9 protein-coding genes and 1 pseudogene are annotated in these 12079 nt (G+C 71.2%); all 10 read right to left on the minus strand.

All coding sequences use genetic code 11. The features are described 5' to 3' along the window. Positions 1-232: 232 nt before the first annotated feature. Complete coding sequence (locus tag ACSHWO_RS13575) at positions 233-1510, minus strand: thymidine phosphorylase (protein WP_385847591.1); 1278 nt, start codon at positions 1508-1510, stop codon at positions 233-235. A 102-nt stretch (positions 1511-1612) separates the two neighbouring features. Further along, on the minus strand, positions 1613-2011 hold the full coding sequence (locus tag ACSHWO_RS13580) for a cytidine deaminase (RefSeq protein ID WP_385847594.1): 399 nt from the start codon (positions 2009-2011) through the stop codon (positions 1613-1615). After that, positions 2008-3270: an ABC transporter permease gene (locus ACSHWO_RS13585; RefSeq protein WP_361093486.1), complete on the minus strand. Its 1263-nt coding sequence runs from the start codon at positions 3268-3270 to the stop codon at positions 2008-2010. The genes ACSHWO_RS13580 and ACSHWO_RS13585 overlap by 4 nt, the downstream gene beginning before the upstream one ends. Next, complete coding sequence (locus tag ACSHWO_RS13590) at positions 3267-4382, minus strand: ABC transporter permease (RefSeq protein WP_361093489.1); 1116 nt, start codon at positions 4380-4382, stop codon at positions 3267-3269. The genes ACSHWO_RS13585 and ACSHWO_RS13590 overlap by 4 nt, the downstream gene beginning before the upstream one ends. Then, on the minus strand, positions 4379-6052 hold the full coding sequence (locus tag ACSHWO_RS13595) for an ABC transporter ATP-binding protein (RefSeq protein WP_361093674.1): 1674 nt from the start codon (positions 6050-6052) through the stop codon (positions 4379-4381). The genes ACSHWO_RS13590 and ACSHWO_RS13595 overlap by 4 nt, the downstream gene beginning before the upstream one ends. A 230-nt stretch (positions 6053-6282) precedes the next feature. Then, positions 6283-7338 (minus strand): BMP family lipoprotein, encoded by a 1056-nt coding sequence (locus ACSHWO_RS13600; RefSeq protein WP_385847603.1) that lies wholly within the window; start codon positions 7336-7338, stop codon positions 6283-6285. 223 nt (positions 7339-7561) lie between these two features. Next, positions 7562-8806 (minus strand): amidohydrolase, encoded by a 1245-nt coding sequence (locus ACSHWO_RS13605; protein WP_438319078.1) that lies wholly within the window; start codon positions 8804-8806, stop codon positions 7562-7564. Between the two features lie 137 nt (positions 8807-8943). After that, positions 8944-10161, minus strand: a complete 1218-nt coding sequence (locus tag ACSHWO_RS13610) for a hypothetical protein (protein ID WP_438312072.1) — start codon at positions 10159-10161, stop codon at positions 8944-8946. 66 nt (positions 10162-10227) lie between these two features. Beyond that, entirely contained in the window at positions 10228-11142 is a 915-nt protein-coding gene (locus ACSHWO_RS13615; RefSeq protein ID WP_361093498.1) for an N-acetylneuraminate synthase family protein, read from the minus strand. Between the two features lie 110 nt (positions 11143-11252). Then, a pseudogene (locus tag ACSHWO_RS13620) lies at positions 11253-11960 on the minus strand (cytidylyltransferase domain-containing protein); the annotation flags it as partial. Positions 11961-12079: the final 119 nt, after the last annotated feature.

Here is a 12079-nt window from a genome sequence, read left to right on the forward strand (position 1 = left end):
GGTGCCCCGGCGGGCCCACGGGCTCCGCCGCCGGCTACCGGGCGGCGAGGGACTCCTCCGGCCGCCGTGCGGCCCGGCCGCCCCTCCTGCGCGGTGCGGGGCCGTCGGCCGGCTCCGGGGACCGTCCCTCGATCACACCTCAGGCTACGTCCGGGGTACCGCCCCCGCATGCGGGAACGCCGGCCCCGGTGGACGGGGCCGGCGTTCCGGCGGGGCGTGCGGACAGACCGGATCAGGCGATGCGGTCCAGGACGATCGGGTTCGCGGTGAACGCCGTGCCCGCCGGGGCGATGTCGTACGAGCCCTCCAGCGAGGCCAGGGCGTAGTCGAACTTCTCCGGGGTGTCCGTGTGCAGCGTCATCAGCGGCTGACCGGCGACGACCTGCTCGCCCGGCTTCGCGTGCAGCTCGATGCCGGCGCCGGCCTGCACCGGGTCCTCCTTGCGGGCGCGGCCGGCGCCCAGGCGCCAGGCGCCGACGCCCACCGCGTACGCGTCCAGGCGGGTCAGCACGCCCGACTCGGGCGCGGTCACCACGTGCTGCTCGCGGGCGACCGGCAGGGTCGCGTCCGGGTCGCCGCCCTGCGCCTGGATCATGCGGCGCCACACGTCCATCGCGGAGCCGTCGGCCAGGGCCTTGGCCGGGTCGGCGTCCTTGATGCCGGCGGCGTCCAGCATCTCCTTCGCCAGGGCGATGGTCAGCTCGACCACGTCGGCCGGGCCGCCGCCGGCCAGGACCTCGACGGACTCGCGGACCTCCAGCGCGTTGCCGGCGGTCAGGCCGAGCGGGGTGGACATGTCGGTGAGCAGGGCGATGGTCTTCACGCCGCTGTCGGTGCCCAGCGCGACCATGGTGGAGGCGAGCTCACGGGCGTCCTCGATGTTCTTCATGAAGGCGCCGGAGCCGACCTTCACGTCGAGGACGAGGGAGCCGGTGCCCTCCGCGATCTTCTTGGACATGATGGAGGAGGCGATCAGCGGGATGGCCTCGACGGTGCCCGTCACGTCGCGCAGCGCGTACAGCTTCTTGTCGGCGGGGGCGAGGCCGTCGCCGGCCGCGCAGATGACCGCGCCGGTGGTGTCCAGGACGTGGAGCATCTCCTCGTTGGAGAGCAGCGCGCGCCAGCCGGGGATGGACTCCAGCTTGTCGAGGGTGCCGCCGGTGTGGCCGAGGCCGCGGCCGGACAGCTGCGGCACGGCCGCGCCGCAGGCGGCGACGAGCGGGGCCAGCGGGAGGGTGATCTTGTCGCCGACGCCGCCGGTGGAGTGCTTGTCGGCGGTCGGGCGGGAGAGGGAGTCGAAGTTCATCCGCTCGCCGGAGGCGATCATCGCGGCGGTCCAGCGGGCGATCTCGGACCGGTTCATGCCGTTGAGCAGGATGGCCATGGCCAGCGCCGACATCTGCTCGTCGGCGACGACGCCGCGGGTGTACGCGTCGATGACCCAGTCGATCTGCTCGGGGCTCAGCTCGCCGCGGTCACGCTTCGTACGGATGACGGAGATGACGTCCATGTGGTGCTTCCTTCTACGCGCATAGAGGGTGGTGCGGGGGTCCGCTGGAGTACGGAAGTGCGACGGCCCCTCGCCTCGCGGGGCGAAGGGCCGTCGGCACGGTTATCTCAGGTGGTCCGGCCCGAAGGCCTGCGGCAGCATGTCCGCCAGCGGGAGGATCCCGTTCGGGGTCTCCACCAGCAGTTCCGGTCCGCCGAATTCGTAGAGCAGCTGGCGGCAGCGCCCGCACGGGACGAGGACGTCGCCCTTGCCGTCGACGCAGGTGAAGTGCGTCAGGCGGCCGCCGCCCGTGGCGTGGAGCGAGGACACCAGGCCGCACTCGGCGCACAGGCCGAGCCCGTAGCTCGCGTTCTCGACGTTGCAGCCGGTCACGATCCGGCCGTCGTCCACCAGGGCCGCGACTCCGACCGGGAAGCCCGAGTAGGGGGCGTAGGCCCGGGACATGGCGTCCCGGGCGGCCTCGCGCAGGGCCTCCCAGTCGGGGGTGAGCGCCGTCGTCACTTGCCTTGTCCCTTGCGGTACGGCATGCCGTCCGCCTTCGGCATCCGCAGGCGCTGCGCCGACAGGGCGAGCACGAGCAGGGTCGTGACGTACGGGGCGGCGTCGACGAACTGGCTCGGGACGGCGTCGACCAGCGCGTACCAGACGAACAGGCCGGCGGCGCAGGCGGCGGCGATCGCGGCCTGGACGTGCTTCTTCTTGTACAGCTGCCAGACGACGACGGCCACGAGCAGGATCGCCAGGAGCAGCAGCATCGCGTGGACGTTCTCGGCGCCACCGCGCAGCTTGAGGCTGTAGGTGAAGCCGAACAGGCCCGAGCCGAGGGCCATGCCGCCCGGCATCCAGTTGCCGAAGATCATGGCGGCGAGGCCGATGTAACCGCGGCCGCCGGTCTGGCCCTCCTGGTAGATGCCGGTGGAGACGATCGCGAGGAACGCACCGCCGAGGCCGGCCATCGCACCGGAGACGACCACGGCGATGTACTTGTACTTGTACACGTTGACGCCGAGGGACTCCGCGGCGATCGGGTTCTCACCGCAGGAGCGCAGCCGCAGGCCGAAGGCGGTGCGCCACAGCACCCACCAGGTGGCGGGGATCAGCAGGATCGCGACGACCGTCAGCAGCGACAGGTTGGTGACCAGGCCACCGAGGACGCCGGCGAGGTCCGAGACCAGGAACCAGTGCTTGGCCTGGAGCGTGGCCAACCCGTCCGACAACCCCGGGACGGTGATCTCGGTGATCGGCTCGATGCGCGGCGACTGCTTGGAGGAGCCGCCGGGGACCGTGTCGAAGGTGAAGTTCGACAGGTACTGGGTGAAACCGATGGCCAGGATGTTCACGGCCACACCGGAGACGATGTGGTTGACGTTGAACGTGACGGTGATGATCGCGTGCAGCAGGCCGCCGAGGGCGCCGCCGACGACGCCCATGAGGACACCGGTCCAGGGTCCCCACTGGTAGCCGGCCCAGGCACCGAACCAGGTGCCGAGGATCATCATGCCTTCGAGACCGATGTTGACCACGCCGGCGCGCTCGGCCCACAGGCCGCCGAGACCGGCCATGGCGATCGGCACGGCGAGCTGGAGCGCGCCGGAGACCTGGCCGACGGAGGTCAGGTCGTTGGCGCCCGAGATCGTCCGGACCAGCGAGATCAGGACGAGGCCGCCCGCGATGATCAGCAGGATCCAGGGCAGGGTGAGCTTGCGGCGGCCGCCGCCCGTGGGCGCGGCGCTCGTCGCGGAAACGGTGCTGGTGCTCACGCCGCGACCTCCTTGTCGGTCTTGATGGCGTGGCCGGCGGCCAGCTCCTCGCCGACCTTCTGCTGCTGGCGGCGGATGCCGTAGCGGCGGACGAACTCGTAGCTGACGACGACCGCGATCACGATCAGGCCCTGCATGATCGTGCCGATCTCCTTGGCGTAGCCGGCGGTGTCGAGACCGGCGGAGGCCTTGTCGATGAAGGCGATCAGGAGGGCGGAGAAGAAGATGCCGAGCGGGTTGTTGCGGCCCAGCAGCGCGATGGTGATGCCGGTGAAACCGATGCCCGCCGGGAACGACAGGTTGTACGTGTGGGACTCGCCCAGCAGCAGCGGCATGCCGGTGAGGCCGGCGACGGCGCCCGAGATGAGCATCGAGGTCATGATCATCTTCTTGGCGTCCACACCGGAGGCCTGGGCGGCGGACTCGCTGGCGCCGGTGGCGCGCAGGTCGAAGCCAAACCGGGTGCGGTTGAGGACGAACCAGTAGACGATGCCGAGCGCGAAGGCGACGAAGGTGAAGCCGTAGACCTCCAGGCCCGGGCCGATCTCGACGGCCGGGAACCAGCCCGACTCCGGGATGTCACCGGTGGTCAGGTCGTTGGAGCCGGGCAGCTGGACGCCCAGGTTCTTGGGCAGCAGCAGCCAGGCGATCAGGGAGGTCGCGATGGCGTTCAGCATGATCGTCGAAACGACCTCGCTCACGCCGCGCTTGGCCTTGAGGATGCCCGCGATACCGGCCCAGAAGGCACCGGTGAGCATGGCCACGACCACGATCATCAGGATCTGCAGCGGACCGGGCAGCGTGACCGCGGCGCCCACGACGGCCGAGATCATCGCGGCGAGGCGGTACTGGCCGTCCACACCGATGTTGAAGAGGTTCATCCGGAAGCCGACGGCCACGGCCAGGGCCGCCAGGTAGTAGATGCCCGCCTGGTTGAGGATGAGGACCTGGATGTCCTCGTAGCCGGCCTGCTCGATCATGATGCGCAGCGGGTCGATCGGGTCCACGCCCGAGGCGGCCAGCACGATCATGGTCAGCACGAAGGCGCTGACCAGTGCGAGCGCCGGTCCGGCGGCCGCGAGCAGCAGCCGGTCCTTGTCGAATTTCTTCATCGGGCCTCGTCCTCCGTCGTGTCACCGTCGGCAGCGACAGAGCCTTGATCGGGGTGGGTTTCGGTGGCTTCCAGGTGGCCGCGCGCGGCACCCGTCATGGCGGTGCCGAGCTCCTCCGGCGTGATGGTCGCCGGGTCGGCGTCCGCGACCAGGCGGCCGCGGTAGATGACGCGCAGCGTGTCGGACAGGCCGATCAGCTCGTCGAGGTCGGCGGAGATCAGGAGCACGGCCAGGCCCTCACGGCGGGCCTCGCGGATGGCGTCCCAGATCTGCGCCTGCGCACCGACGTCCACACCGCGGGTGGGGTGGGCGGCGATGAGGAACTTCGGGTTGTGGCTCATCTCGCGGCCGACGATCAGCTTCTGCTGGTTGCCGCCGGAGAGCGAGGCCGCGGTCACGTCGATGCCCGGGGTGCGGACGTCGTACTCGCGCACGATCCGCTCGGTGTCCTTGCGGGCGGCCTTCGGGTCGAGGATGCCGCGCTTGGAGTTGGGCGCCTCGGTGACGTGGCCGAGGATGCGGTTCTCCCACAGCGGGGATTCCAGCAGCAGGCCGTGGCGGTGGCGGTCCTCGGGGATGTAGCCGATGCCGTCCTCGCGGCGCTTGCGCACCGGGTGCCTGGTGATGTCCTGGCCGTCGAGGGTGATCACGCCGGAGTCCGGGGTGACCATGCCCATGAGGGCCTCGATCAGCTCGGTCTGGCCGTTGCCCTCGACCCCGGCGAGGCCGAGGACCTCGCCCTTGTGGATCGTGAAGTCGACGCCGTCCAGCAGCAGGCGGCCGGCGGGCACGTGCTCGTGGACGTTCTCCGTGTCCTCGTTGCGGTCCTCGGCGGCGGCCACCAGCGGCGCGGTCACCGCGCTCCCCGTCTCGGCCAGGGTCAGGCCCTTGACCTGGAGCATCGGGACGTCGGTGACCGTCGACTCGCGGGTCTCCGGGGTGGGCAGCTCGCTGCCGACCATCAGCTCGGCGAGCTGCTTGGTCGTCGCGGTCTTCGGGTCGGCGGTGCCGACCGTGGTGCCACGGCGGATGACGGTGATGTCGTCGGCGACCTTCAGGACCTCGCCCAGCTTGTGCGAGATGAAGATGACGGTCAGGCCCTCGGCCTTGAGCTCGCGCAGGTTGTCGAAGAGCGCGTCCACCTCCTGCGGCACGAGCACGGCGGTCGGCTCGTCGAGGATCAGCGTCCGGGCGCCGCGGTAGAGGACCTTGAGGATCTCCACGCGCTGCCGGTCGGCGACACCGAGGTCCTCGACCAGCGCGTCGGGGCGGACACCGAGACCGTACGCGTCCGAGATCTCCAGGATCTTCTTGCGGGCCTTGGACCCGATGCCGTACAGCTTCTCGCCGCCGAGGACCACGTTCTCCAGGACGGTGAGGTTGTCGGCGAGCATGAAGTGCTGGTGGACCATGCCGATGCCGCGGGCGATGGCGTCACCCGGGTTGTTGAAGGAGACCTGCTCCCCGTCGATGGCGATGGTGCCCTCGTCCGGCTTCTGCATGCCGTAGAGGATCTTCATCAGGGTCGACTTGCCTGCACCGTTCTCACCGATGAGGGCGTGGACCGTGCCCTTGCGGACGGTGATGGCGATGTCCTTGTTGGCGACGACGCCGGGGAAACGCTTGGTGATGCCGTGCAGTTCTACGGCAGGGGGGCTGGACGCGTTGATGACGCACTCTCCTTGGCGCGAAAGGAGCTGGAAAGATGCCGCTGGGCGGGGGGACAGGGCGGGGAGAGAAGGTATCGCGTCCACGATGCCTCTACGCGCGTAGCACTGTCGAAAGTGAAAACTTGCGGCCAAGTGGCCACAAGGAATCACGGAATGCGGTTCGGGGTCCGGGAAGCGGCAGAGACCGCTTCCCGGACCCCCGAGACCTTACTTCACGTCAGGTGACGGCCTTACGGCGCGGTCTTGACGGTGATCTTCTTGGCGATGATGTCGGCCTTGGCCTTCTCGACGGCAGCCTGGACGTCGGCCATGTTCTTGTACTCCGGGTTGGACGGAGCCAGGCCCACACCGTTGGTGTCGAGGCCGTAGCGGACCTCACCGGTCTGCGGCTTGCCGTCCTGGACCGACTTGATCAGGTTGTAGACGGCGCCGGACACGTCCTTGGTGACCGAGGTCAGGATCTTGTCCTTGTACTTCGCCAGACCGGCCTGGTTGTACTGGTCCGAGTCGACACCGATGGCCCACTTGCCGGCGGTGGCGGTGGCCTCGATCGCACCGGAGCCGGCGAGGCCCGCGGCGGAGTAGATCACGTCGGCGCCGTTGTCCAGCTGGCCCTTGGCGGCGGCCTTGCCGAGGTCGGGCTTGGCGAAACCGGAGAAGTCCGGCGGCTGGGTCAGGTAGGTCGACAGCACCTTGGCGTTCGGGTTGGTGTCCTTGACGCCCTGGGCGAAGCCCGCCTCGAACTTCTTGATCAGCGGCACCTCGACACCGCCGATGAAGCCGACCGTGCCGGACTTGGAGGCCTTGGCGGCGGCGACGCCGGCCAGGTAGGAGCCCTGCTCCTCGTTGAAGACCAGGTTCGCGATGTTCTTGTCGGTCACCGAGGTGTCGTCGATGAGGCCGAACGTGGTGTTCGGGAACTTCGCCGCGACCTTCTTGATCGCCGGCGCGTAGGCGAAGCCGACGCCGATGACCGGGTTGTTGCCCTTGCGCGCGAGCTCGGTGAGGCGCTGGACCTTGTCGGCCTCGCTCTCGCCCTCGGTGGGCTCCGCTTCGGCGCCCTTGATCTTCAGATCCTTCTCGGCCTTCTCCAGACCCGCGAACGCGGCGTCGTTGAAGGACTGGTCGCCACGGCCGCCGATGTCGTAGGCGATGGCTGCGGACTTCTCCGCCGAGTCGGTGGACGACGCGGTGTCGGAGGACTTCTTTCCGCCACAGGCGGTGGCCGAGAGGGCCAGCGCCGCGGACGCGAGGCCCACGGTGGCGATCCTGGTGATCCGGCGCAAGGGGAGGCTCCTTCAAAACCTGACCGAAAGCGCCTACTGACCGGCGCTGGTTTTCGCGGCGATCGTAACGCGCGTAGATGTCAGTTAAAGGCCCGTTCATGAGTCGTTATCGGATCGTCGTGAACCGGACAGTGACCGATCAGTGACGCGTCCTGCGTCCAGCCCTTGGGACACAAGGGCTGGACAGGTGTGCCGGGCGTCGCTCAGATGAGGTAAAAAATTCCTACGTGATCGGCCTCGAACGGTGCCCGTCGATCAGTGCGGCGGCCGTGAAGAACTCCACTCCGACCCCGATCGCGGCCTCGTCCACGTCGAAGTCTCCCCGGTGGAGATCCCTCTTCACGCTGGCGCCCGGCGGGTGCACGCCCAGCCGGGCCATGGCTCCCGGCACGTGTTCGAGGTACCAGGAGAAGTCCTCCCCGCCCAGGCTCTGCTCGGTGTCCTCGACCGACTCCGCGCCCCGCCGGGCGGTCATCGACTCGCGCAGCAGCTCCGTGATCACCGGGTCGTTGACGACCGGGGGCACCCCGCGCACGTAGGTGATCTCCGACTTGGCCCGGTGCACCGCGGCGATCTCGTCGATCGCGGCGTGGATCTGGTCGGGCGCCTCGTGCCAGGCCTTGATGTCCAGGCAGCGGATGGTCCCGGAGAGTTCGGCGTGCATCGGGATCACGTTGCAGGCGTGCCCGGACTCGATCCGGCCCCAGGTGATCGACATGCCCGAGCGGGCGTCCATCCGGCGGGCGACCACCGCGGGCAGGTCGGTGGCGACCCGGGCGGCGGCCGTCACCAGGTCGGTGGTGAGGTGCGGCCGGGCGGTGTGCCCGCCGGGGCCCTCCAGGGTGATCTCCAGGCGGTCGCAGGCGGAGGTGATCGGCCCGGCCCGCAGACCGATCTTCCCCGCGTCGACCCGGGGGTCGCAGTGGACCGCGACGATCTTGCCCACGCCGTCGAGGACGCCGGACGCGATGGCGTCGGTGGCCCCGCCCGGCAGCACCTCCTCGGCGGGCTGGAAGAGCAGCCGCACCGGCCGGGGCAGCAGGCCCTGCCGGTCGAGCTCGGCGAGGACCAGCCCGGCGCCGAGGACGACCGCCGTGTGCACGTCGTGGCCGCAGGCGTGCGCCCGGTCGGGGAAGGTCGACCGGTACGCGACGTGCGTCTTGGCGTCGGGGATGGGCAGGGCGTCGATGTCCGCGCGCAGCGCCAGCATCGGTCGGCCGCCGTCCCAGGTGCCCACGTCGCAGATGAGTCCGGTCCCGGACTTCAGTACGCGTGGCCGGAGGCCGGCTTTCTCCAGTCGGGCCTTGATGGCCGCCGTGGTGCGGAACTCCTGGTGTCCTAGCTCCGGGTGCATGTGCAAGTCCCGGCGGAAGGCGATCAGTTCGGCACGCAGGTGGTCCGGAAGAGTGCCGGGCAGCTCGGGCTGGGCGGGCGTGCCGGGCAGGACGGGCTGGGACTCGCGGGACATCAACTGGTTCACCCGTTGAAGGGTAGGCGCACGAATGGTCCAACTGGATGGAGATCAGCAAAAGTTCATGCCGTCAGGGGAAAAAAACCAGACCTCTGGACGCATGAGCGCATGCAGCCGGGGGTAAACTCGCGCGCTCAACCGGCCGCCGGGACCGTCCCTGCGTGGATTCTGCGCACATCACGGGCGGTGTCGGTGACGCCCGCGAGGAAGCTCTGCGCCCGCGGCGACGCGGAACCCGTCAACCAGGCCGGGTCGACGTCGCATACGGCAACGGTCACACCCGTGCCGCTCAGCGCGTACGGCAGTGTGTGGACGACCGTGGACGGGAAGCTGACGACCGTTCGGCCGATCGGTCCGCGGCGCGCGACCAGCTCCAGCGGCAGGTCCGGGCGGACGATCTCCAGCCCGGTCGCCTCGCTCAGGGCCCGCAGTTTCTCGGCCGACTCACGGCGGTGCGCGAAGTAGCGGGTGGCCCCGTGGCGCTCCGTCAGGACGCGCACGGCCTCCAGGTAGCCGGCCGCGTCCACCACCCCGGTCTCCACCAGCGAGGTGCCGACCAGGTCGGTGCCGCGGGTCAGCCGGGGCGGGCCGAACCGGGCGCGGGTCCAGGCGAAGTCGTTGACCCGCAGGGTCATCGTGCCCTGCACGGTGACGGGCATCGAGGTGAACACCTCGACGCGGCGGCCCGTGCCGGGGCCCGGGGTGAAGCGGCGCCGCGCGGCCGACGACACCGGCGCGTACGCGAGCTCGCGCAGCTTGCCGACCGCTCCGCCGCGGCCGATGCGGTGCCAGCGGACGAGGCGTTCGCCGCGGGCGGTCTGGGCGGCGAACTCCATGGTGGCGGTGCCGTCGTCGACGACCACGAGCTCCTCGGCGCCCACCAGGGTCAGCAGCAGCTGCACGTACCGGGAGAACGGGTCGCCGACGATGACCCGCGCGGCGGCGCGCACGTCGCGGGCGAGCGCGGCGAGCGCCTTGACCGGGGCGAGCCGGCTGCCCCGGGCCTCCTGCCAGCGGACCTCGTACCCCTCGTCCCGGGCGAGCGCCGCCATGCGGCGGAGCTGGCCGCGGGACATCGGGTCGGTCGGCGGCAGGACGACGATCCGCAGCCCACCGGCCGCGCCGCCCCCGCCGGCCGCTGCCGCGCGGGGCGTACCGGCGTCGGGGGCGCCGGCCGTGCCGCCGGGCCGGGACCCGGGCCGGCCCGCGGTCCGGGCGGGTTGGCTCGGGACGCCGCCCAGCAGCGGGGCGCCGCCGTCCGGGCGGGTTCCGTACGCGTGCGCCCACTCCAGCACGTTCAGGAGCTGGACGGGGCTCTCGACGAAAGCCAGGGTGGTGGCGGAGGGGGTCACCGTGCACTCCTCGTCAGGGACGGGCCGGGGCAGGGGCGGGGCTTCGTACGGACACCGGGCGCCGGGTCAGACGGCGATCGGCTCGCCCTGGACGCGGCGGAGCTTGCGCATGGGGGCGAGCTCGGAGTCGTAGACCCGCTTGACGCCGTCGCCGAGCGCGGTCTCGATGGTGCGGATGTCGCGGACCAGACGGGTCAGACCGCCGGGCTCGACGGAGGCGGCCTGGTCGGAGCCCCACATCGCGCGGTCGAGGGTGATGTGCCGCTCGACGAAGGTGGCGCCGAGGGCGACGGCCGCGAGGGTGGTCTGCAGGCCGGTCTCGTGGCCGGAGTAGCCGATCGGGACGTTGGGGTACTCCTCCCGGAGGGTGTTGATCACCCGCAGGTTGAGCTCCTCCGCCTTGGCCGGGTACGTGGACGTGGCGTGGCAGAGCAGGATGTTGTCGCTGCCGAGCACCTCGACGGCGTGCCGGATCTGCCTCGGGGTGGACATGCCCGTGGACAGGACGACCGTGCGGCCGGTGGCGCGCAGGGCGCGCAGCAGCTCGTCGTCGGTGAGGCAGGCGGAGGCCACCTTGTGGGCGGGGAGGTCGAACTTCTCCAGGAAGGCGACCGCCTCGGTGTCCCACGGGGAGGCGAACCAGTCGATGCCGCGCTCCTTGCAGTGCTCGTCGACGGCCCGGTACTCGGCCTCGCCGAACTCGACGCGGTGGCGGTAGTCGATGTACGTCATCCGGCCCCAGGGGGTGTCGCGCTCGATGGCCCACTGGTCGCGCGGGGTGCAGATCTCCGGGGTGCGCTTCTGGAACTTGACGGCGTCGCAGCCGGCCTCGGCGGCGGCGTCGACCAGCGCGAGGGCGTTGTCCAGCTCGCCGTTGTGGTTGATGCCGATCTCGCCGACGACGTAGACGGGGCGGTCCGGGCCGACGATGCGCGAGCCGAGGGTCCGCAGGCGGGGGTGCAGGGTGGTGGCGACGCTCATGGCAGCAGGGGTCCTTCGTTCGGTGCGGGGTGCGGTGCGGGGTGTCATGGGGCCGGCGGGGTGGCCGGTGAGAAGGAAGAAGAGGAGGAGGGGGAGAGGGAGGGGGTGTGGTCGAGGAGCGGGGCGAGGAGGCGCGCCCGGGCCAGGTCATGCGGGTCGTCGATCTCCAGGACCCGGGCGGGGTCCGTGGCGACGGGGAGGGTGCGGCCGAAGAAGCGGTGCCGGACGCGCCGGAAGCCGGCGGCGTCCATCGCGTACGCGGCGCCGGTCTCCAGCAGGTCCTGCGGGCGGTCCTGGCGGCGGGGGCGGACGGAGCGGTCGTGGTTGACGCCCGTCGCGCCGGGGTCCTCGGCGGCGGGGCCGCCGGTGCCGGAGGAGCCGGGGGGCTGCGGGGTCGTCTCCCGCCACAGGAAGCCGTGGAACGGGGCGACGGTGAGGGCGGTGTCGGCCGCGCCGGAAGCGACGGCGGCCGCGACCGCCTCGACCTCCGAGGAGGTGATGAACGGGCTGGTGCACTGGACGAGGAGGACCACGTCCACGGCCACGGAGTGCAGTTCCTCGAAGGAGTCGAGGGCGTGCATCACGGCGCTCTCGCTGCTCGCGGTGTCCCCGGAGAGGGCCGCGGGCCGGCGCAGCGGGTGGGCCCCGGCGGCCCGGGCGGCCGCGGCGACGGCCTCGGAGTCGGTGGAGACCAGGACGTCCGTGACGGTCGCCGCGCCCCTGCAGGCGGCCACGGCCCGGGCCACGAGCGGTACGCCGCCCACCTCGGCGAGGTTCTTCCCGGGGACCCCCTTGGAGCCGCCGCGGGCCGGGATCACCGCGAGTACCCGCTTGCGGGGGCCGCCGCGGTCGGGGTCGGGATCGCGCTCCGCGCGGGGTGCGGGCGGCGCGGCCGGTGCGGGTACGGGCTCGGGTGCGGGCACGGGCACGGGTACGG

This window comes from Streptomyces pallidus (ex Mingjun et al. 2026), assembly GCF_051550185.1.
GTDB lineage: Bacteria > Actinomycetota > Actinomycetes > Streptomycetales > Streptomycetaceae > Streptomyces.

Excerpts from the sequence above, each read along its gene's own strand:
- ACSHWO_RS13575 (WP_385847591.1), bottom strand. The coding sequence starts at position 1,510 with ATGGACGTCATCTCCGTCATCCGTACGAAGCGTGACCGCGGCGAGCTG.
- ACSHWO_RS13590 (WP_361093489.1), bottom strand. The coding sequence starts at position 4,382 with ATGAAGAAATTCGACAAGGACCGGCTGCTGCTCGCGGCCGCCGGACCG.
- ACSHWO_RS13605 (WP_438319078.1), bottom strand. The coding sequence starts at position 8,806 with ATGTCCCGCGAGTCCCAGCCCGTCCTGCCCGGCACGCCCGCCCAGCCC.
- ACSHWO_RS13615 (WP_361093498.1), bottom strand. The coding sequence starts at position 11,142 with ATGAGCGTCGCCACCACCCTGCACCCCCGCCTGCGGACCCTCGGCTCG.